The 21784-nt window shown below is 45.6% G+C and carries 25 protein-coding genes; 22 read left to right on the top strand and 3 right to left on the bottom strand.

The features are described 5' to 3' along the window. The first annotated feature begins 2 nt into the window (after positions 1-2). The 6 genes from pgaB to QJR74_RS09585 all read left to right on the top strand — a co-directional run bounded on the left by pgaB (position 3) and on the right by QJR74_RS09585 (position 6060). Complete coding sequence (gene pgaB / locus QJR74_RS09610) at positions 3-2009, top strand: poly-beta-1,6-N-acetyl-D-glucosamine N-deacetylase PgaB (RefSeq protein ID WP_304371643.1); 2007 nt, start codon at positions 3-5, stop codon at positions 2007-2009. After that, a complete protein-coding gene (gene pgaC, locus QJR74_RS09605) occupies positions 2002-3336 on the top strand; it encodes a poly-beta-1,6-N-acetyl-D-glucosamine synthase (RefSeq protein WP_304371641.1) in 1335 nt (444 codons plus the stop codon). Before pgaB ends, pgaC begins: the two co-directional genes overlap by 8 nt. Beyond that, the gene (pgaD, locus tag QJR74_RS09600) at positions 3333-3755 is read left to right on the top strand and encodes a poly-beta-1,6-N-acetyl-D-glucosamine biosynthesis protein PgaD (protein WP_304371638.1); all 423 of its coding nucleotides are present in this window, start codon (positions 3333-3335) and stop codon (positions 3753-3755) included. The genes pgaC and pgaD overlap by 4 nt, the downstream gene beginning before the upstream one ends. Before the next feature lie 121 nt (positions 3756-3876). After that, positions 3877-4377, top strand: a complete 501-nt coding sequence (locus QJR74_RS09595; protein WP_304374014.1) for a YfiR family protein — start codon at positions 3877-3879, stop codon at positions 4375-4377. After that, the gene (locus QJR74_RS09590) at positions 4370-5578 is read left to right on the top strand and encodes a diguanylate cyclase domain-containing protein (RefSeq protein ID WP_304371636.1); all 1209 of its coding nucleotides are present in this window, start codon (positions 4370-4372) and stop codon (positions 5576-5578) included. The genes QJR74_RS09595 and QJR74_RS09590 overlap by 8 nt, the downstream gene beginning before the upstream one ends. Before the next feature lie 2 nt (positions 5579-5580). Further along, positions 5581-6060, top strand: a complete 480-nt coding sequence (locus tag QJR74_RS09585; protein WP_304371634.1) for an OmpA family protein — start codon at positions 5581-5583, stop codon at positions 6058-6060. A 40-nt stretch (positions 6061-6100) separates the two neighbouring features. On the opposite strand, the gene QJR74_RS09580 is transcribed toward QJR74_RS09585, so the two are convergent. Next, positions 6101-6616, bottom strand: a complete 516-nt coding sequence (locus tag QJR74_RS09580; RefSeq protein WP_304371632.1) for a VOC family protein — start codon at positions 6614-6616, stop codon at positions 6101-6103. A 166-nt stretch (positions 6617-6782) separates the two neighbouring features. Next, a complete protein-coding gene (locus QJR74_RS09575; RefSeq protein ID WP_304371630.1) occupies positions 6783-7988 on the bottom strand; it encodes a diguanylate phosphodiesterase in 1206 nt (401 codons plus the stop codon). Positions 7989-8343: 355 nt separating this feature from the next. Between QJR74_RS09575 and ccmA the strand changes: the two genes are divergently transcribed. The 11 genes from ccmA to sixA all read left to right on the top strand — a co-directional run bounded on the left by ccmA (position 8344) and on the right by sixA (position 16764). Beyond that, positions 8344-8958 carry a cytochrome c biogenesis heme-transporting ATPase CcmA gene (gene ccmA, locus QJR74_RS09570; protein WP_304371628.1) on the top strand — a complete coding sequence of 205 codons (615 nt, stop codon included), beginning with the start codon at positions 8344-8346 and terminating at the stop codon, positions 8956-8958. Beyond that, the gene (gene ccmB / locus QJR74_RS09565) at positions 8958-9614 is read left to right on the top strand and encodes a heme exporter protein CcmB (RefSeq protein WP_304371626.1); all 657 of its coding nucleotides are present in this window, start codon (positions 8958-8960) and stop codon (positions 9612-9614) included. The genes ccmA and ccmB overlap by 1 nt, the downstream gene beginning before the upstream one ends. Positions 9615-9646: 32 nt before the next feature. Continuing rightward, positions 9647-10387 carry a heme ABC transporter permease gene (locus QJR74_RS09560; protein ID WP_304371624.1) on the top strand — a complete coding sequence of 247 codons (741 nt, stop codon included), beginning with the start codon at positions 9647-9649 and terminating at the stop codon, positions 10385-10387. Beyond that, positions 10384-10608 carry a heme exporter protein CcmD gene (ccmD, locus tag QJR74_RS09555; RefSeq protein WP_304371623.1) on the top strand — a complete coding sequence of 75 codons (225 nt, stop codon included), beginning with the start codon at positions 10384-10386 and terminating at the stop codon, positions 10606-10608. Before QJR74_RS09560 ends, ccmD begins: the two co-directional genes overlap by 4 nt. Further along, entirely contained in the window at positions 10605-11084 is a 480-nt protein-coding gene (gene ccmE / locus QJR74_RS09550; protein WP_304371621.1) for a cytochrome c maturation protein CcmE, read from the top strand. Before ccmD ends, ccmE begins: the two co-directional genes overlap by 4 nt. Then, complete coding sequence (locus QJR74_RS09545) at positions 11081-13042, top strand: heme lyase CcmF/NrfE family subunit (RefSeq protein ID WP_304371620.1); 1962 nt, start codon at positions 11081-11083, stop codon at positions 13040-13042. Before ccmE ends, QJR74_RS09545 begins: the two co-directional genes overlap by 4 nt. Then, the gene (locus QJR74_RS09540; protein ID WP_304371619.1) at positions 13039-13596 is read left to right on the top strand and encodes a DsbE family thiol:disulfide interchange protein; all 558 of its coding nucleotides are present in this window, start codon (positions 13039-13041) and stop codon (positions 13594-13596) included. The genes QJR74_RS09545 and QJR74_RS09540 overlap by 4 nt, the downstream gene beginning before the upstream one ends. Further along, entirely contained in the window at positions 13596-14054 is a 459-nt protein-coding gene (locus QJR74_RS09535; RefSeq protein WP_304371618.1) for a cytochrome c-type biogenesis protein, read from the top strand. The genes QJR74_RS09540 and QJR74_RS09535 overlap by 1 nt, the downstream gene beginning before the upstream one ends. Beyond that, a complete protein-coding gene (ccmI, locus tag QJR74_RS09530) occupies positions 14054-15265 on the top strand; it encodes a c-type cytochrome biogenesis protein CcmI (RefSeq protein WP_304371616.1) in 1212 nt (403 codons plus the stop codon). The genes QJR74_RS09535 and ccmI overlap by 1 nt, the downstream gene beginning before the upstream one ends. A 19-nt stretch (positions 15266-15284) precedes the next feature. Further along, on the top strand, positions 15285-16064 hold the full coding sequence (gene mlaA, locus QJR74_RS09525; protein ID WP_304371615.1) for a phospholipid-binding lipoprotein MlaA: 780 nt from the start codon (positions 15285-15287) through the stop codon (positions 16062-16064). A 217-nt stretch (positions 16065-16281) separates the two neighbouring features. After that, positions 16282-16764 (top strand): phosphohistidine phosphatase SixA, encoded by a 483-nt coding sequence (gene sixA, locus QJR74_RS09520; protein WP_304371614.1) that lies wholly within the window; start codon positions 16282-16284, stop codon positions 16762-16764. 24 nt (positions 16765-16788) lie between these two features. Here the strand turns inward: sixA and smrB are convergent, their stop codons facing one another. Next, the gene (gene smrB / locus QJR74_RS09515; protein WP_304371612.1) at positions 16789-17337 is read right to left on the bottom strand and encodes an endonuclease SmrB; all 549 of its coding nucleotides are present in this window, start codon (positions 17335-17337) and stop codon (positions 16789-16791) included. 173 nt (positions 17338-17510) lie between these two features. Here smrB and prmB point away from each other — a divergent pair, with 173 nt between their 5' ends. The 5 genes from prmB to QJR74_RS09490 are packed head-to-tail and all read left to right on the top strand — an operon-like array spanning position 17511 to position 21770. Then, on the top strand, positions 17511-18464 hold the full coding sequence (gene prmB, locus QJR74_RS09510) for a 50S ribosomal protein L3 N(5)-glutamine methyltransferase (protein ID WP_304371611.1): 954 nt from the start codon (positions 17511-17513) through the stop codon (positions 18462-18464). Positions 18465-18484: 20 nt separating this feature from the next. Further along, positions 18485-19564, top strand: a complete 1080-nt coding sequence (aroC, locus tag QJR74_RS09505) for a chorismate synthase (protein ID WP_304371609.1) — start codon at positions 18485-18487, stop codon at positions 19562-19564. A gap of 13 nt (positions 19565-19577) precedes the next feature. Next, positions 19578-20402: a penicillin-insensitive murein endopeptidase gene (mepA, locus tag QJR74_RS09500; RefSeq protein ID WP_304374013.1), complete on the top strand. Its 825-nt coding sequence runs from the start codon at positions 19578-19580 to the stop codon at positions 20400-20402. A gap of 9 nt (positions 20403-20411) precedes the next feature. Further along, positions 20412-21206: a TSUP family transporter gene (locus QJR74_RS09495; RefSeq protein WP_304371608.1), complete on the top strand. Its 795-nt coding sequence runs from the start codon at positions 20412-20414 to the stop codon at positions 21204-21206. 18 nt (positions 21207-21224) lie between these two features. Continuing rightward, positions 21225-21770: an elongation factor P hydroxylase gene (locus tag QJR74_RS09490; protein WP_304371607.1), complete on the top strand. Its 546-nt coding sequence runs from the start codon at positions 21225-21227 to the stop codon at positions 21768-21770. Positions 21771-21784 lie beyond the last annotated feature (14 nt).

Below are 21784 nucleotides of genomic sequence, written 5' to 3'. Positions count from 1 at the left end.
GGATGAAAAAATTTACTTATTGGTTGTTGTGGCTAGTCTTTACGCTAATGGCTATCCCACGCGTTAGCATGGCGACGTCAGTCCCATTTTTACCACCTGCTGAACGAGCGCATCCGTTATCACAGCAACCATGGCCGGTGAATAGTTTTTTGACCCTCGCTTATCATGACGTCGAAGATGGGGGGGCCGATCAACGCTATTTAGCGGTCCGGACCAGTGCGTTGATTGACCAAATGAATTGGCTTCACGACAATGGTTATCAGCCAGTAAGTGTTCAACAAATTATAGACGCTCACGAACATAAGGGAACGCTTCCCCCCAAAGCGGTGTTATTCAGTTTCGATGATGGTTACAGTAGTTTTTATACACGGGTGTGGCCACTGCTTAAAGCATGGAACTGGCCCGCATTGTGGGCGCCAGTAGGAAGCTGGGTCGATGCCCCGATGCAAAAGCCCATTGATTTCGGTGGTCTCTCTACGCCAAGAGAGAAATTTGCAACCTGGCAAATGGTGAAGGAGGTTAGTGATTCTGGGTTGGTGGAAATAGGTTCTCATACTTGGAATGCCCATTTTGGAATTCCTTCAAACCCAGAGGGGAGCTTAGAGCCGGCAATGACGAGCCGCTTCTATAATGCAGAGAAAAAACAGTATGAAACGACAGCGCAGTTTCAGCAGCGGATTGGCGCAGACACCAAAAAAATAACGGATAAATTAACACGACTTATCGGTAAATCTCCCCGAGTTCTGGTGTGGCCTTACGGTGCTGAGAATGGATTAAGTCTAAAAATAGCCCAGCAGTACGGTTATAAGCTGGCTTTTACACTTAACGATGGGCTAGGTAATGCCAGCGACTTGATGAGTCTGCCGCGGGTATTAATCTCTGGGAATCCTTCTTTACAGAGTTTTGTGACGAATATTTCTCAAACACAGGATCCGTCAGCAGTCAGAATGATCCATGTTGATTTGGATTATGTTTATGATCCTAACCCCCTACAGCAACAGAAAAATATCGATAAGCTGATCCAGCGAGTCTTCGATTTACGGGTAACCCATGTATTTTTGCAGGCGTTTGCCGATCCAAAAGGTGATGGTTTGGTCAAGTCACTCTATTTTCCGAACCGCCATTTACCTGTTCGCGCTGATCTTTTCAACTTTGTCTCTTGGCAGCTGCAAAATAGAGCGAATGTTAAGGTCTTTGCTTGGATGCCGGTGCTGGCCTTCGACTTAGATAACAGTCTTCCTCGAGTAACAGGGCAAGGTAATCAATCTAACGCGAAAGGGACCTATCAGCGTCTTTCACCTTGGAGTGATGCAGCTAAACAACAAATTACCGAGATTTATCAAGACCTCGCAGCCAATACTTCCTTTAATGGGATCTTATTTCATGATGATGCCGTGCTATCTGACTTTGAAGACAATAGTCACCAAGCGTTGAAAGCCTATGTAGCAGCCGGTTTCCCGCCCTCGATCGACGCTATCCGCCATTCGCCAGATACATTTTCTCGCTGGAGTACTTACAAGAGCCAAGTGCTGATCGATTTCACCCTTCATCTGATGCAAGCCGTCAGGGAAATACGCGGACCACAAATCGAGTCGGCTAGAAATCTTTATGCGCAGCCTGTCCTCAATCCAGAGAGCGAACAATGGACGGCACAGAACCTCGCCCAATTTATCAAGAGTTACCGCTGGACTGTACCCATGGCGATGCCTGATATGGAAAACATACCTGCAGCTGAGCAAGCCCAATGGCTTGGCCAGGTGGTGAAACGTATTCAGCAAATACCTGATGGGCTGGATAAAACGATCATCGAGTTACAAAGCGTGGATTGGCGTCAGCCAGATTCAGCACAGGCGTTTAGCGACCGTAAATTGGTTGGATGGATTAAGGCATTACAGTTATTAGGGGTGCGGAATTATGGTTATTACCCTGATAATTTTTTAATTAATAAGCCGGCGATCTCCGTTATTCGCCCCTATATCTCTTCGGCTTGGTATCCTGCTCATGACTGATCGTATTCTGACTTTCACTATTCTCTGTCTAGTACTGAGTTTTCCTCTCGGTTTTGCAGCTGCCTTTACGGGTGAAGTTATGCTGAACTTTGTCTTTCTATGGCCACTTTTTATGGCAGCGTTATGGATTACGGGGGGCATCTATTTCTGGTTTCACCGCGAACGCCATTGGTCAACAGTACCCGATACTGAACTCGGAGTAGAAGGAGATACTCCTCTCATCTCTCTGCTTATCCCTTGTCATAATGAAGGACCTAATGTACGTGAAACAGTAGAGGCCGCGTTAAGACAGCGCTACAGCAACCTTGAAGTGATAGCGATAAATGACGGATCCTCTGATGACACTGGGGATATTTTAACTCAGCTTGCCAAAGACAATCCAAGTTTAAGGGTAATTCATCTTGCTGAAAATCAGGGAAAAGCTATTGCATTACGTACAGGAGCTGCGGCAGCTAAAAGTGACTTTTTAGTTTGTATTGATGGTGATGCCTTACCCGATCCAGACATGGCAACATTTTTAGTCGCTCCTCTTATTAACTACCCGCGTGTCGGGGCTGTGACCGGCAATCCTCGGATCCGTACTCGCTCAACGCTCGTGGGGCGAGTTCAGGTTGGCGAGTTCTCGTCAATTATAGGGTTAATTAAGCGAACTCAGCGAATTTATGGGCATGTGTTTACCGTCTCGGGCGTAATTACTGCCTTTCGTCGAACGGCATTGGAGGAGGTGGGGTATTGGAGTCCAGACATGATCACTGAGGACATTGATATCAGTTGGAAGCTTCAGTTACAGCACTGGTCGATCTTTTTCGAACCACGAGCCATTTGCTGGATATTGATGCCCGAGACGATCAAAGGGCTTTGGAAACAGCGTTTGCGGTGGGCGCAGGGTGGGGCAGAAGTTTTCGTCAAAAATATGAAAAATATTTGGTCATTAGAATACAAAAGGATGTGGGTGCTATTAGGGGAGTTTATGTTTTCAACCTTATGGGCTTTTTCCTACATGATGAGCGTTTTACTGTTTATTGTCGGGCAATTTATAACATTACCTGCCAATCTTCACGTCCAAACACTGTTTCCTCCTAACTTTACAGGCATTACGCTGGCAGTGGTCTGTCTTTTGCAATTTTTAGTCAGCATAGTTATTGAACACCGATATGAAAAGAACATATTTCAGTCATTATTCTGGGTGATTTGGTTTCCAGTTGTTTATTGGATGTTAAGTCTATTCACGACATTAGTTGCTTTCCCTAAAGTAATGTTGAAAAAACAACAGCAACGGGCGAGATGGAGTCAATCAGATCGCGGAATAGAGAGGACAAAAAAATGAATGATCAACCCATCGTTATTACAGAACCTCGTCTTCATATAAAGATAATCGATAGTATATTAACCTTCATTGCTTGGGGTGGTTTTATCTATCTAATTATTCATGAATATCAGTCGCTGCATGATGGAGGCTATAGTCGGTTGGACGATACGGCAAGAACACTCTTTAACTATTTTCTTTGTGCTACGATTTATATTTTCGTATTTATTTTGTGGGCTAAATATAATCAATTTTTTTTCAGTCAAGAGAGAAGAAGACGGAAAAAAACGCCTAACCAGGCAACACTAGCTGAGAGCTTTGCTATTACTGTCCAAGAATTGGAAAAGTTAGAGAGTCATAGGCTGATAAAAGTTTTTCATCACCCATCTGGGCAAATTAAGAGGTGTGAAATACTCTCTTTGTCAGCTAAAAGGCAATAAAATATAGAGTTCAAAGTTTTTCATATTTAATGAAAAGTGCTTAATCAAGCGATGGTTTATAAAATAAATTAATGATAAAATTTATTAATTATCTATGTGTTATAAGAGAAAAGTAAGTGTGATGAGCCGTTTTTTGATTTTTATTTCTCTTTTTATCTCCCACTTTGCTTTAGCTATGTCGGATGATAGAGATGCACAAGTTTCGACGAATAAAATAGTTGAAGGCATTGTGAGCTTTTCACATTGGCCCAATCTTACCGGCCAACCTTTACTCTGTGTATCTCAAAAATCTACCTATTTCGATTTCTCTAAAATAACTCAAAATCAAGTATTTAAAGTAGCTACTATCACTGATAAAAAAGATTATTTATTAAGTGACTGTAATGCAATCTATTTCGGTCAGGAGCCTGAGAGTGAACAAGCTGCGGTGATAAAATCACTGACCGGAGAAAATATTCTTACTATCAGTGAAAACAATGCTGATTGTGTCGCCGGTGCGGCATTTTGTATTAATAGGCATGAGAAAAAATTTAAATTTTCAGTTAATTTAGATTCTCTCTCTCGTTCTGGTGTGAAAGTTAACTCAGATGTTTTATTATTATCGAAGGATGGGGATGAGTAAAATGCTCTGTCTGAAAAAGTCATCAAAAAGTTCAATTAGGAAGAAAATAAGAAAGGTAAGCTTATTTAATTCGCTACTGAATCTTTTTGCTTGCTGGGTACTACTATTTTCTACAGCAATTTATTTTATTAAAGACTATGAACAGCGAAACATGGAGCTGCTCTCAACGAGTTTAAGTAGTAGTCTGACCGCTGCGACGGTGTTTGAAGATAGTTATAATGCGAATCGGAAAATTAATGCGCTAGGCGAACAGCAAATGTTTGATTCAGCAGTCCTTTATGCAAAGGATGGGCATATTATTACTCGTTGGGAACACCCACAAAAAACATCATGTTTTGGACGCTATCTACATAATTGGCTGTACCCCAACGAAAAAAAAGTAGCGATCATTCATGATCAGTCTGTAGTGGGGTGGTTATTTATCGTGGGGAATGACAGTTATTTACTTAACTTCATACTCTATTCTATTTTGATTTTAACCATCGGAATGATGTTGATTTTTATCTTCTCATTTATTTTAAGCTCAATAATGTATAGGAAAATTTTGGTCGCTATGAATCTAATTACGACTAAAATTAATCACATAATTCATACCAAAGATTTTACAAAAAGGTTGCCGGATAATGCACTGAAGGAGTTTCACTACTTTTCTGACAATGTTAACAGTCTAATCAGTGAAATTGAAAGGCTTAATGGTGATCTCATTGATGAGAATAAATCTCTTACTATAAAAGCTTATCAAGACTCTTTAACTCGACTTGATAATCGAGCAGCTTTTATTAATCACTTACAATTTATGTTGAGTGAAAATAGCCCATATCCTAGTTTTTATATTCTCTTTATGGATGGGAATAAATTCAAGCAAATTAATGATACTTGGGGGCATGCAGCCGGCGATAAGGTACTGCAAGAAGTGGGTTCTAGATTGAAATCCATGGTGAATGTAGAGGATTGTGTGGCACGCTTAGGCGGCGACGAGTTTGCTATGATTCTTTCTGATATGAAGAGTGATGATCACGTGGAACAGTTTATCGGGGAGCTTCATCAAACGTTTCGACCGCCTATTACTATTGCTGAAGGTCATAGGCTCTCTTTTTCGTTGACTATTGGCTTCACCAGGGCAACTCAGGACGAAGACCTGAATGATATTTTATTACGAGCTGACGCTCATATGTATCTCAATAAGAAAATGGAAAGATAGTTATGCGATGTCTATTGGTATTTTTTTCACTCCTTATCACAATTATGCTGTCAGGTTGCCAAACGGATGGCCCTTTTAATGCGGGTCAAAAAAAAGCATTACAGCAGGAAGGCTTCCAATATTTAGGTTCCCATTGGGAGCTGGGAATTAATGACAAGATACTCTTTGGTATTGAGCAATCTTCACTCACACCAGAGAGCCGACAGAAAATCAGCACCATTGCTAATAACCTAAAACGAGTTGGTATAGTTCATGTTGCCTTCAATGGTCATACCGATAATTATGGTAAGGCAGATTATAACCAACAACTTTCTTATCTTCGTGCCAAAAGTGTCGCAAGAGTATGGATGGAGAGTACTGGGGGTGATCTGAAGGATATTACTGTCAGGGGATACGGAATGTCGAAACCCATAGCCACCAATAGAACCGGGCAAGGAAGAGCCATGAATAGACGCGTGGCGATCGTTATTGAAGCGCCTTAGTGCTGTGAGGGGGAGTGATTATACTCCCCATCCAGGCGGGCTATGAGCTTGGGATCCAGCGTTGAGTTGTTGAGGTAGTCTCAACACCTGAGGGGAGAGAGACCAGTTCAATCAGTAGGCCGAACGGGGTTATGCCAAACCAAGTTTGATTACCTTTACCGGCTTCAGAGCTGAAACAGTCGTTAGGCCCCTCGAACATTGTTGCGCCATTCTGTCGCATCTTCTCACCTGCTGCGGCAATGTCGTCGGTATAGAGTGAAATATGATTGAAGCCAGGATGACCGATGTTACGATTCTGATTCGTCAGCGTCGGGGTGACGCCAATGATTTCGATGTTAGGGCCATTAGCTAAACGTAGCATTGTGACGGATGTCATCGCTAATTCAGGCGGAAAGCCTTGCAGCGGACTCAATTTTTCACCTGGGATATGCTTACTTTCATCCCCAAAAGGAATTACCCGATGCAGCACTTCCGCACCGAAAGTGTTTTTAAAAAAGAGTTCTGCTTTATCAGGATCTTCAACCGTTAACCCAATATGTTCGATACCTTTAATCATGACATTCACCTTTTTAAAGACTCTTTAGTAAGGCTAGCATAATAAATCGACGTTAGCGTAGTAGAGGAAGGTGTTATCGGACTAATGGTCGTTAAGACGAGATTTCAGGCAGATAGGGGAACGCATTATTCCCCTCAGTGTGAAGGGAATAATGTTCGGGCAGTTATTATTGTTGAACTGGCCAGTTAATCGCAGGAAGTTTACGAGGTAACACGCCTGCAAAGAGGTCGCCTTGGAAAGCTTTAATCCCCGCTAGTCGTAGCCAAGACCACTCTTCAACCTGAGAAATGCCAGAAGCAATCACTTGGATTTCTAATGATGAGCAGATCTTGATGATTGATTGATTTATAGCTTGTTTGGGGCCATTTTTGTGGACATCACGTAACATGTCGCTATCCACCAACACTAATTCGGGTTGAATACGGGTGAGTAGCAATAGTCCGGCCATCCCCGCACCAAAATTATCGATAGCTAAGCGAATTCCAGCGCGTTTGAGTTTTAATATTTCAGTATTGAAGGTCTCATCTTCATTGACCACACTGTCTTCATCAATAGATATAACGATTTGTTGTGGAATAAACCCGTTGGCATCAATGACTTTAATAAGGAAATCTACCGCATGTGGATTTTTCACTAAGGTCATCGGAAGGAGCTTTAACACCAAAGTAGAGTCGTTCAAACCCAAGGATTTGGCCATCTCCAATGCGGTCTGTTTTGACTCCAGATCCACTTGGTAAATCTCATCTCGCTTGAGACTTGCAAAGAATTTGAGTGGTGATTGGCCATCGGCAGCACGCATTTTAGCTTCGTAGCTCAAAATCTTACGAGTCGCGGGGTTGATGACGGGTTGAAAACCGAAGGTGTAAGGCAGTTCTTCAGAATGTTCCGCGATTCGATGAGGTTGTTCTTTTGTTTCGAACTGCCATTGTTCGCTTTCTGCTAATTCAAGGTAACTAGCTTTATTGTCGCATTCTACGAAAGTTTTAATGAATTGTAGGGTGCGATCATCATAAGTTAATTTGAATTTAGACGTTGCCCTATCGAGAACGGCGTCTAGCACAGCGGTTTTGTCGTAATTACGCAGGTCGAACAGTTCCATTCCTGCATTACCGAAATGACGTTCGATTGAGTAATCGCGTAGTAGTTCAGTTAAAGAAAAATGCCGAGGATCCCCGCAGATTTCACGATAAATCGTCTCGACTTCCTCTTCAGGTCCTTCAAGCAATTGTAAAAAATGCTCACCATCAAACAGTAAAATCCCTGTTACAGATGCGTCAGAGTTGCGTTGGTTAGCCTTTTCAATAAACTTTTTAACTTCAGGTTCAGAAGTATTTTTACCGATATGACTTCTATAGATGATGGTTGTAAGCATTCATTATCCTAGTGAAGGATGTTAATTAGTTAGCACTCTAACAAATTTTTAGCGAATAAGAAAATAAAGGTATAAATTACTTACCTAAGAGGCTTATTCGACCTAATGTTGAGGCGTAAATAGGGTCGCTTCAAGGCCTAATTGTAGTGCGATTTTTGGTCTTGCGCAAAATGTCTTAAGCGAGATTTCGCGATTGTATGAGATTACGTAACAAAACTTTAAAAGCGCCGATTTTCTCGCCAAAAGCACGTTATTTTTAAACTTCTCCGTAACATTTATGATGAAACAGGATTCGGCAATGCCACGGCTTATGGTATGATTCTGACCATTATCATAGTCCAGTATTAATTAAATCATGTTGCAAGCCCTTAACCTCAGTTGTTACCGCGATGAACGTGTCTTATTCAAAGACCTAACGTTTACGCTATCTGCTGGGGAAATCATGCAGGTAGAAGGGGAAAATGGCGCGGGGAAAACGACCTTGTTGCGTTTGTTGACGGGATTAAGCCGACCCGATGAAGGGGCTATCACTTGGAATGAAGATCCTATCGCCATACAGTGCGAAGGATGGCCTGAACAGATGCTCTATTTGGCTCATTTACCCGGCGTTAAACAAGTTTTAACCGCTTATGAAAATCTTCGTTTTTATCATCCCTTAGCGACAAGAGAAAGCATCTACCAAGCTTTAGAAGAAGTTGACCTAGCAGGTTATGAAGATATTCCTGTGGCCCAATTTTCAGCCGGACAACAACGGCGTGTGGCGTTAGCCCGATTGTGGTTAACGCAGGCAACACTCTGGATCCTAGATGAACCCCTGACCGCCATTGATAAATGGGGCGTGCAGAAACTGAATGAAAAATTTTCGCAACATCTTGCTCTGCAAGGCATTATTGTGTTGACGACCCATCAGGATCTCCCGGCTTCATCACTGCCTATCCGAAAATTGCGATTGAGTGGAGACATTGATTAATGCAACGTCTGCTACTCAGAGAACTGAAGATAGCCTTTCGCCGTCGTGCCGATATTATCAATCCGCTCTGGTTCTTTTTAATAATTGTTACGCTTTTTCCCTTAGGAATCGGTCCCGAAAGTACTTTACTCGCTCGGATCGCTCCCGGTATTGTGTGGGTAGCCGCGCTCCTTGCCTCACTTCTGGGGTTGGAAAGAATGTTTCGTGATGACTACCTTGATGGTTCATTAGAACAGCTACTCTTGCTCCCAACGCCTTTACCCATAGTGGCATTCGTTAAAGTCTTGGCTCATTGGATAACCAGTGGGTTACCCTTGATTATTTTGTCCCCTTTGGCATCGCTTTTTTTATCGCTTAATTTTTCCGGGTGGTGGGGGTTAGTTTTAACGCTTCTCCTCGGCACCCTTACCTTTAGCTTTCTTGGTGCCATTGGCGTGGCCTTGACGGTAGGACTCCGCCGCGGGGGAGTATTACTTAGTCTTCTCGTTCTTCCACTCGCTATTCCTATTCTCATTTTTGCGAGTGGTGCCGTGGATGCGGCCAGCCAAGGGCTAGCCATTTCAGGCTATTTGGCAATTTTGGCAGCCATGTTAGTGGTCAGTGTGGTGTTAGCGCCTTTTGCGATCGCCGCTGCACTTCGCGTCAGTTTGCAGTAAAAAAATAACATAATTATAAAGTGAGCAATGTTATGTGGAAATGGTTTCATCTTTTGGCAAAGCCTGATCGATTGTATCGACTTTGTGGCCAATGGTTGCCGTGGCTTGCGATTGGCACAGTGTGTAGTCTCGCCTTAGGATGGGGGTGGGGTTTCGTCTTTGCACCACCTGATTATCAGCAAGGTGAAAGCTATCGCATCATGTATCTCCATGTTCCTGCGGCAATGTGGTCGATGGGGATTTATGCAGCAATGGCGGTCAGCGCTTTCACTGGCCTAGTGTGGCAAATGAAAATGTCAGACCTCGTCGCCAGAGCCATGGCGCCTATCGGTGCAGCATTCACCCTAATTGCCTTAGTGACGGGTGCCGCGTGGGGGAAACCAATGTGGGGCACATGGTGGATTTGGGATGCTCGCCTGACATCAGAACTCATTCTTCTATTTATTTATATGGGTATCATCGCGCTCTATCATGCTTTCGACGATCGGCGGGCTGCTGGACGAGCGGCCAGCATTCTGATTCTGGTCGGTGTGGTCAATATACCCATTATTCATTATTCGGTGCAGTGGTGGAATACGCTACATCAAGGGTCCTCTGGCCTACTGCAGCAAGCCATCGCACCAGAGATGCGTACGCCACTACGTTGGTCGATTTTAGGCTATTTACTCTTCTTTATTACCTTAACGCTCAGTCGATTACGTAACCTACTGCTATTGACCGAGCAACATCGGCCATGGGCGAAGGAAATTGCACTTCAGGAGAGAAAAAAATGAGTCCTGCATTTCATTCTTGGGCGCAGTTTTGGGCGATGGGCGGTTATAGCTTTTATGTGTGGCTATCGGTTTTCGTTGTCCTCTCAATCATGATTATTTTAGTCGGGCACAGTGTTTACCAACGCCGTTATTTATTGGCAACGATCGCCAGCAAGCAAGATCGTGAGCAGCGAATGATGGCAGCCAAAAAACGTAAGCACAGTGCGGGAGCAAAATCATGAATCTTCGTCGTCGTAAAAGGTTGATTACGGTACTGGCCATAGTGATTGGACTAGGCATTGCCACAGCGTTGGTCATGTACGCTTTAAGGTCGAATATCGATCTCTTTTACACCCCGAGCGAAATTCTCAACGGTAAAGGGGAAGATCATCAGATTCCTGAACCGGGTCAGCGCCTTCGCGTTGGCGGTATGGTGATGCCTGGGAGTGTCAAGCGCGATCCTAACACCTTAGCGGTGACATTTAAGTTATATGATGCAAACGGCGTCGTATCGGTCAGCTATGTCGGTATTTTGCCAGACCTATTTAGGGAAGGGCAGGGGGTCGTCGCACAAGGTGTTTTAGCCCCTAATCATCTCATCAACGCGGAGCAAGTTTTAGCGAAACATGATGAGAAATATACGCCACCGGAAATTGAGGATGCGATGAAAAAAAATCACCAACAAGCGGGTGTAGCGCAGGCGGGGACAAAAGAATGATGCCTGAAATTGGTAGTTTCCTTTTATGTTTGGCTACCGGACTTGCCTTAATACTGAGTATTTGGCCTCTATGGGGAGCAAGAACCTTAAATTTACGTCTAATGGCTTTGGCTCGTCCATTGAGTTATGCGCTGTTCTTATGTATTGCAGCGGCATTCTTAATTTTAGTGAATGCTTTCGTCGAGAATGATTTTACCGTTGCCTATGTGGTCGAAAACTCGAACACCTTACTGCCGGTATGGTATCGGGTTGCAGCAACCTGGGGCGCACACGAAGGTTCGCTGCTGCTATGGCTGTTGATGTTAAGCGGCTGGACCTTCGCAGTAGCCTGCTTTAGCCGCAAAATGCCACTCGATTCCGTCGCGCGGGTATTGGCCGTGATGGGAATGATTAATCTCGGTTTTTTACTGTTTCTAACTTTAACGTCTAATCCCTTTATCCGTACGTTACCTAACTTCCCTGTGGATGGTAGCGATCTAAATCCCATGCTGCAGGATATTGGGCTGATTTTCCACCCTCCTTTACTGTATATGGGATATGTTGGTTTTTCAGTGGCATTTGCCTTTGCTATTGCGTCCTTAATGACAGGTCGTCTTGATACGGCATGGGCGAGATGGTCGCGTCCTTGGACCACGGCGGCGTGGGTATTTCTCACCATTGGTATTGTTTTAGGATCAGCATGGGCCTATTACGAATTAGGTTGGGGAGGATGGTGGTTCTGGGATCCAGTAGAGAATGCGTCACTCATGCCTTGGCTGGCGGGAACGGCATTAATTCACTCCTTGGCGGTTACAGAAAAACGCGGAACCTTTAAATCATGGACCGTATTGTTAGCGATCACCGCTTTCTCACTCAGCCTATTAGGGACCTTTCTCGTCCGTTCTGGCGTGCTGGTGTCGGTCCATTCCTTCGCGTCTGATCCAACGCGCGGCATGTTCATCCTTATTTTCCTTGTCATTGTTATTGGTAGTTCGTTGCTGCTGTATGCCTTAAAAGGAGGAAAAGTCCGTAGCCGTATCGATAATCAACTCTGGTCACGCGAATCGTTTTTGCTCAGCAATAACGTTTTACTGATTGCGGCGATGTTGGTGGTATTACTTGGTACGCTTTTACCGCTGGTTCACAAGCAGCTAGGACTGGGAAGCATCTCTATCGGTGAGCCATTTTTCAATACTATGTTTAGTTGGCTGATGGCCCCCTTTGCCTTGTTCCTGGGAATCGGGCCGCTGGTGCGCTGGCGTCGCGATGAACCGCAAAAACTAGTGAAGCGTTTAGTCCTCGCGATGGTGGCAACCTTTGCTGCAGCAATACTTATCCCATGGTGGTTACAAGACCGTATTCAAGGTATGACGGTTGTTGGGTTATTAATGTCTCTGTGGGTAATTATCTTGACTATTATGGAACTACACGAGCGGGCAACTCACCGACATCGTTTCTGGTATGGCGTGACGAAACTTTCTCGCAGTCATTGGGGGATGGTATTAGGGCATCTGGGCGTTGCCGTCACAGTAATTGGTATCGCCTTCAGCACGCAATATAGTGTGGAAAGAGATGTGCGGATGAAAGCGGGTGATAGCGTTTCGATTCATGATTATCAGTTTACTTTCCGCGGGGTCAAACCCCTGCTGGGCGCAAACTACAGTGGTGGCTCTGGGGTAATCGATGTCACGCGTCAGGGTAAGAATGAAGCTGTATTGTACGCGGAAAAACGCTATTACACGGCGGCTCGCACAATGATGACCGAAGCGGCGATCAGTGGCGGGGTAACGCGAGATCTCTATGCTGCACTGGGTGAAGAGTTAGATGATGGCTCGTGGGCGGTACGTATCTATTATAAGCCTTTCGTCCGTTGGATCTGGTTTGGTGGGGTATTTATGGCCATAGGGGGGATTTTCTGCATCGCAGACCCACGCTATCGCTCGGCGAAGAAAGCACAGAAAAAAGGGGAGAAATCATGAATAAAAAAATTCTTTTTATCCCATTGGTACTATTCCTGTTGTTAGCCGCCGCGCTTCTTTGGCAATTAACCCGTAATGCACAGGGTGACGATCCGACTCGATTGGAGTCTGCCTTAATCGGTAAGCCTGTACCGACTTTTCGATTAGAGTCTCTCTTTGAACCAGGGAAGCGTTTTGATCAACAGGCCTTGATCGATGGCAAGCCGTTACTGCTTAACGTATGGGCAACCTGGTGCCCGACTTGCCGAGCTGAACACCAGTATTTGAATCACTTGGCTGAACAAGGTGTCAGGGTGGTAGGGCTCAACTACAAAGATGATCGGACCAAAGCGGTAAACTGGCTAAATACTCTGGGTAATCCTTATTCGTTAAGTTTATATGATGGTGATGGGATGCTAGGGCTCGATCTTGGGGTTTACGGTGCACCTGAAACCTTCTTAATCGATGGCCAAGGTATTATTCGTTATCGCCATGCTGGAGATATCAATGAACGCGTTTGGCAGCAAGAAGTGAAGCCATTGTGGGATAAATATTCACAGCAGGGGCAACACTGATGTTCAGAAAATATTTAATGTTGATTGCCGGTCTGTTACTGACAACCTCCGCTTGGGCAGCCATCGATACTTATCATTTTTCGTCGGTAGAGCAAGAAGAGCAATATCGACAGTTGACGCAGTCTCTGCGTTGTCCGAAATGCCAAAATAATAGTATTGCGGATTCTTCGGCGATGATAGCCGCGGATATGCGTGAAAAAGTTTATCAATTGATGGAGCAGGGCCAATCACGGCAACAAATCATTGACTATATGGTTGCGCGCTACGGTAATTTCGTGACTTACGAGCCGCCAGTGACCCCTTCAACGCTGATCTTATGGTTGGGACCTTTACTGTTTGTGATTGGCGGCGGGGTTGTTATTTTTCTCCGTGCAAAACGACAGCCTCAAGCCACTACACTATCGGCTGAAGAGCAACAACGTTTAGCCAAAGTGACAGCCGATAAGGAGCAACAGTAATGGGTAATTTATGGTTAGTCCTGCTCGGTTTACTGGTAGTGGCCTGCGTGTGGATTGCTATCGCCCTTGGTCGTAAACCTCGGGATTATGCACAATTACGAGATGATTTAAATACGCTTTTCTATCAACAGCGATTAAAAGAGATAGAAGAGGACGATGCGCAAGGCGTAGTAACCGAAAAAGCGGAGCTGGTGACTGAGCTACAGCATTCATTATTAGCGGATTTACCTGAGCAAGCGTCACGCACTGTACGATTGGGGGGATCTTGGGTGATGGTGCCGATTATTCTGGTGGTTGTTGTGGTCTCTCTGACAATGTATTTGAAAACCGGCGGATTGATGCAACAAATGGAGTTAACTCAAGTTGAGCAAGATTACCCCCAGCTTCGAGATCGGTTAATGAACCCTCAGGCTGAGCATTTAACGATGGGCGAATTACAGCAATTTTCATTGGGATTGCGTGCTGCATTACAAAATGACCCGGAGAATGTCCAAGATTGGGCCATGTTAGGCCGTTTGGGAATGGTATTGAATAATAGTCAATTGGCCAGCCAAGCATTTGAAAGGGCCTTACGTTTGGCTCCAGATGACAGTGGATTAAAAAGTGATTACGCTGAAGTGCTAGTGCGCTCACCCGATCCGCAAGATAATCGTCAAGCTCAGTTATTACTTCAAGACATGTTAGTAAAACAGCCTCAGGACACACGATTACTGACCTTGTTAGCGGCAGACTTCTTTTCCCAACAGAAATATTCTGATGCGATCCACTACTGGCAACAGTTACTACCACATCTTGCTCCAGGCTCGGCACAAAGAGAAGCGGTAGAGAAGGGGATTGAGCAAGCGAAGACGAATGCCGGATTACAAACTAGTCAATTAACCGTTAATATCGATTTAAGCACTTCTGCTAAAAGAATGTTACCGCAAAATGGTGTATTGTATATTTCTGTAACTGATGGTGTCTCACCTGTCCCTGTCGCGGTTAAACGTATCCCGTTAAGCCATTTTCCATTGAGTTTAATACTGGATGACAGTAATGCTATGGTGCCTGAGCGACTACTTTCTACTCAACATCAGTTACAAGTACGTGCACGTATTTCTCGGGATGGTAGCGCTAAACCGCAAAAAGATGATTGGTTTGGCTTGAATTCAGTGGCGAACTTCACCGGTAAGCAGTCGCTGTCTGTCATCATTGATCAGCAAGAACCTTAAAATAATAACGGTGCGAAACATGGCAAATAACCTCTCTTACCGACTTGCAGCATTGAGTCTAGCTACGCTTGTTTTAGCAGGATGTGCGAGTTCTAAACCTGAGGATAGTCAGCAGACGTCACAACGTAGTGACCCGCTGCAAGGGTTTAACCGTAAGATGTTTAATTTTAACTATGATGTGTTAGATCCGTATATTCTTCGTCCGGTGGCGGTAGCATGGCGGGATTATGTCCCGGTTCCGGCGCGTACGGGGATTAGTAATGTGCTCGGTAACTTGGATGAGCCGTCATCAATGGTTAACTATCTATTAGAAGGGGACGTTGAGCGCGCTGCAATTCACTTTACTCGCTTCTTCCTTAACTCGACATTAGGTCTAGGCGGATTTATTGATGTGGCGGGTAAAGCCAACCCTCAACTGGCTCGTGAGCATGCTCATGGGTTCGGTAGTACGTTAGGCCATTATGGTGTGGGCTATGGTCCTTATGTTGAATTACCAGGCTACGGTAGCTTCACCATCCGCCAAGATGGGGGGGATTATGTCGATAGTCTTTACGCGCCACTAAGCTGGTTAACCATCTGGTTATCGGCAGGTAAATGGGCGTTAGAAGGGGTTGAAACTCGTGCACAGTTACTGGATTCTGACGGCATTTTACGTCAGCAAAGCGATCCTTATGCCTTCATCCGCAACGCCTACTTCCAGCGTTACGACTTCTTAGCGAATGGCGGTAAATTAAAGCCGGAAGACAACCCTAATGCACAAGCCATCCAAGGTGATTTAAAAGATATCGATTCAGAGTAACCTCCTTGTTTCTCAGCAGTGTTCAATCGTTAAAAAACGCCCTTATAGGGCGTTTTTGTTTTTTAAAAAGGTAATTTTTTTATTTGCGATTACAGCAGTTTGCAGAGCACCCCCATGCGCTAGGGTTGACTGGAGTAATGAGCTAAGGTAAAAAAGCAGATTCATGCGCAGGCAGTGACAGGCGCTGAATTAATTTCCCTTTCAGTAACGGTGCTTTATGCATGTTTATATAATGCGTCATGGCGACGCAGCGCTCGATGCGGCAAGTGATGCGCAACGCCCATTGACACACTGTGGTGTTGTCGAATCCCAACAAATGTCTCGTTGGCTAGCTTCACAACAGCCTTCATTTGATCTGACTTTAGTCAGCCCGTTCCTGCGTGCGCAGCAGACACTCAATGCTTTTTCTGAGAATGTGACCAAGAGTGGTAAAGTTGAAATCTTGGACATGTTAACGCCATCGGGCGATGCTCAAGCTGTTGGTGACTACCTCCAAGGGTTAGCGAGTGAAGGGGTGGATAATGTGATGATCATTTCTCACTTACCGCTAGTCGGATACTTAGTATCGACCCTTTGCCCAGAGCAGTGCCCGCCAATGTTTGCTACAGCAGGTATCGCGCACATCGATTACGATGCTAAATCGGCTCGCGGTACCCTGTGTTGGCAAGAAAGCCCGTCGCGTTTGGCCGCTGCAATGTGATCGTTCAAGCTGATCGGGGGGGGATTAAAAGAGGGGCATCGCCAGCTCGTCAACTTCGATCAGCATCAAAATTGCCGCATTCCCGCCGAACATCTTTGGCGCTTGGTGAAAAGCCATCACATGAGGATGCTGGGCTAACCATAAAGGTGTTTGCTGTTTAAGGATATGTTTGCCATGTCCGTGCATCACCGACGCACAAAAAAGACGCTCCCTTCTGCATGCTGCGATCATCGCACCCAACTCTTTTTTAGCTTGTTGCTGAGTCAGTCCGTGCAAATCTAAAAAAATCTCTGGGGTATAATCGCCCCGACGTAGCTTTTTAACCTCATAAGGGCTGACATCGGATCGGGTATATCGTACTGGGCCATCTTCCGCGAGCAATGGCTGATATTCATCAGAAAAATAGTGGCTGTTATCGACTTGTTCGCTGATCAGCCTTTTTTGAGGAAGGGCGCGTTCAATTTTTTTTGTTAGCGGGTGCAGGACGGTATCTTGTTTCATCCGAGGCGTATCCCCCATCAATGTTTTAAATAGGTCCAGATCGTCTTTATCAAGGGGGGCTTTCCGGCTCATCGTCGTTCCAGCTACTGAATTGTCATCTTGTCATTTTTAACGGCAATAGATTAAAAATCAAATTTCTCTTATCAATTATTCGGTATCGATAAAAATAGCCGTTTAATGAAGCTGAATTTAGCATAAGTTCGTGGCAAACTAGGTAAAGTTTTGTTAGTTGCCCTGGAGGGCATGTGGATAAATTTTTTGCCGAAGAGGTGGTAAGCGACCTGCATACCATCCAGGATATGTTACGTTGGACAATTAGTCGCTTTTCTGCCGCCGATATTTGGTATGGTCATGGGACCGATAACCCGTGGGACGAAGCGGTTCAACTCGTTTTACCTACCTTACACCTCCCCCTCGATTTACCTGAAGAGATGCTTACTGCAAGGTTAACGCGTTCAGAACGTGAGCTGATTGTTGAGCGTGTCACCCGTCGGGTATTTGAACGTATTCCGGTCGCCTATTTGACCAATCAAGCCTGGTTCTGTGGTCATGAGTTCTATGTTGATGAACGCGTGTTAGTACCACGTTCCCCCATTGGCGAATTAATCAACCATAGATTCTCAGGGTTAATTAATCGTTCGCCACGCCATATCCTCGATCTCTGTACCGGTAGTGGCTGTATCGCGATTGCCTGCGCTTACGCCTTCCCAGAGGCAGAAGTCGATGCGGCTGATATCTCGCCAGACGCTTTAGCCGTCACTGAGCAAAATATTGAAGCCCATGGCATGATGCATCAAGTGACGCCACTGTGTTCAGACTTGTTCGATAATATCCCACCGATTAAATATGATCTCATTGTTACCAACCCTCCTTATGTTGATGCAGAGGATATGGATGACTTACCTGACGAATATCGTCATGAGCCTGAACTTGGCTTGGCCGCTGGCCACGACGGCTTGATCTTAGTTAACCGTATGTTGGCACAAGCGACCGAGTTCCTGAGCGAAGAGGGCGTGATGATTTGTGAAGTGGGTAACAGCATGGTGCATATGATTGAGCAATACCCTGAGGTTCCCTTTACCTGGTTGGAGTTCGAGCAAGGAGGGGATGGGGTCTTTATGTTGGACTACCAACAGCTACTTGACTGTAAGCCTATTTTTGAAAAGTTTTCGGCGAAAAAAGTCGATTTTTCAGCATAGATCAACGATAAGGATAAAACATGGCTGGAAATACAATTGGTCAACTTTTCCGTGTCACGACGTTTGGTGAATCACACGGTATCGCACTAGGGTGTATTGTCGATGGTGTCCCGCCGGGCATTCCGTTAACAGAAGCTGATTTGCAGCATGATCTCGATCGTCGTCGCCCAGGGACATCACGTTATACCACGCAGCGTCGTGAACCTGATCAAGTCAAAATCCTATCAGGTGTATTTGAAGGTAAAACGACAGGTACGTCGATTGGCTTATTGATTGAAAATACCGATCAGCGTTCACAAGATTACGGTGAAATTAAAGAGTTATATCGTCCGGGCCATGCTGATTTTACTTACGATCAAAAATATGGCTTTCGTGATTACCGCGGTGGCGGGCGCTCCTCAGCGCGTGAAACGGCCATGCGTGTTGCTGCCGGTGCCATTGCTAAGAAATACCTGCAGCTTAAGCATAACGTGGTAGTTCGCGGCTATTTGGCGCAGATGGGTGATGTCTGTTGCGAGTTGAAGGACTGGTCACAGGTAGAACAGAATCCCTTTTTCTCTCCTGATAGTGAAAAACTCGAGTCGCTGGATGCTTTGCTGCGTGGCTTGAAAAAAGAAGGCGATTCAATCGGGGCGAAAGTCAGTGTGGTCGCTGAAAATGTGCCAGTAGGACTGGGCGAGCCGGTATTTGACCGTCTGGATGCAGACCTCGCTCACGCCTTAATGAGTATTAACGCGGTAAAAGGTGTTGAAATCGGCGATGGTTTTGAGGTCGTCGCGCAACGCGGCAGTCAACATCGTGATGAGATCCGTAAAGATGGATTTCAAAGCAATCACGCTGGTGGCATTTTAGGTGGTATCAGTAGTGGGCAAACTATTACCGCCTCTATCGCACTGAAACCGACGTCCAGCATTACCGTGCCGGGTAAAACCCTTACTCGACAAGGTGAAGAAGTGGACATGATCACTCGCGGTCGTCACGATCCTTGTGTCGGGATCCGCGCCGTACCGATTGCCGAGGCAATGACCGCCATTGTGTTAATGGATCATTTGCTACGACATCGTGCGCAATGCGCTGATGTTTCACCGTCAACGAAATAAGGTAACGATTATGATGAAACATTGGATGGCTGGCGGTGCGTTATTTATTGCTTCGACCTGTGCAGCCTTTGCGCAGACGCCGTGGCAAAAAATTCAGCAACCTATTGCGGGACCGGTACAACCGATTGGTAGCTATGCGAACGGCTGTATCGTCGGGGCGCAAGCGCTACCCCTCGAGGCGCAGCACTACCAGGTGATGCGCCAAGATCAACACCGCTATTTCGGTCATCCATTGTTGATTCAATTTATCCAACGTTTTAGCCAAGATATTGCGCAGCAGACGTCCGGTACGGTATTAATTGGTGATATGGGGATGCCAGCAGGCGGGCGCTTTAGCAGCGGTCATGCCAGCCATCAAATTGGCTTAGATGTCGACATCTGGCTACAGCTTCCTCGTCAACGTTGGACAGCCCAACAGTTGTTACATCCTCAGCCCCTCGATTTAGTCACCGCCGACGATAAATCCGTGGTGAACCGTCTATGGAGCCGTGATATTGACACAATGGTACGCCAAGCTTCAGAAGATCCTCATGTCGCACGTATTTTTGTTAACCCGGCGATCAAACAGCAGTTATGCTTGGACGCTGGGAGCGATCGTCAATGGCTGCAGAAAGTCCGTCCTTGGTTTGCACATCGCGCCCACATGCACGTGAGGTTACATTGTCCGGCGAATGATACCCAATGTGTTGAACAAGCTCCCCCTCCGGCAGGCGATGGATGTGGTGCAGAGTTACAAAGTTGGTTCGAGCCGCCAAAACCTGGCTACCATCCGGTAAAACCAAAACCACCGGTGCTTCCTGCCAATTGCCAAGCATTATTGGATAAACACTTACTGTAAGGAATCCGCATGGATTGGTTTATTGTGACGCCAGGGCTAGTCGTCATTCTATTTTTTGTGGCGGTCCTCGCGGCCTTTATCGACTCGATTGCGGGGGGAGGGGGGCTGTTAACGGTCCCAGCCTTGCTAGCCGCAGGATTATCTCCGGCTCAGGTCTTAGCGACCAATAAATTACAGTCAGTGGGAGGGTCGTTTTCAGCAAGCCTTTATTTTGTTCGCCGTAAAGCTGTTGACCTGCGTCGTCAGTGGCTGAATATCTTGCTTACTTTTATTGGTGCGGTTGTCGGAACCATTACTATCCAGCATCTTAAAGCCGATATTTTACGCCAAGTACTGCCCTTATTGCTCATTGGTATTGGGCTTTGGTTTCTCTTCATGCCGAAATTAGGTGAAGTGGACAAGGTTGCTCGCCTTGAAGGACTTGCCTATGCCTGTGTAGGCGGTGGCTGTGTGGGCTTCTATGATGGTTTTTTTGGACCGGGAGCGGGTTCCTTTTACGCTTTAGGCTTTGTCACTCTAGCGGGTTTTAACCTCGCCAAAGCGACAGCGCACGCTAAGGTACTCAATTTCACGTCAAACTTTGCCAGCTTACTGTTCTTTATGGTGGGCGGTAAAGTGGTTTGGGGCCTAGGTGCCATTATGCTAATCGGTGCTGTATGTGGCGCTAGATTAGGGGCTCGCTTGGTGTTGAGTCGCGGACAAAAGTTAATCAGGCCAATGGTTGTAGTGGTTTCGATGGTGATGAGCGCTAAACTGCTATGGGACAGCCATGGGGCCGCACTGATGCATAGTATCGGTTTATAATTACACGAAGAATAATTTATGACTCAGCAGCACGATTATCAAGACATGATCAGGATTTTTGATCACTGTTTTTACGATGATTTTAACACAAGACTGATAAAGGGTGAGGATGAACCCATTTACTTACCTGCAGATGAGCAGTGCGACTATCATCGCATTGTCTTTGCCCATGGGTACTATGCCAGTACTCTGCATGAGATATCGCATTGGTGTATTGCAGGGCCTCAGCGAAGGCTACTGGTCGATTTCGGTTACTGGTATTGCCCTGACGGGCGTGATGAAACGACACAGGCCAAATTTGAACAGGTTGAAATTAAACCCCAAGCGTTAGAATGGATATTTTCGGTGGCTGCTGGCTTTAGGTTCAATATTAGCTGCGATAATCTAGAAGGAACCTGTGAGCCGGATCGCGTTGCTTTCCAACGTAAAGTGCAGGCGCAAGTGATGCACTATCTCGAACAAGGACTACCGGAGCGACCTGCTCGACTGGTTGCCGCTCTACAGGATTTTTACCATACGGAACCGTTGAATAGCGAACAGTTCCCTTGGCCTGAGACGTTATAAGTTACGCCAACATT

The organism is Tatumella ptyseos (assembly GCF_030552895.1).
Taxonomy (GTDB): Bacteria; Pseudomonadota; Gammaproteobacteria; order Enterobacterales; family Enterobacteriaceae; genus Rosenbergiella; species Rosenbergiella ptyseos_A.
This window is presented reverse-complemented; position numbering and strand designations above follow the sequence as displayed.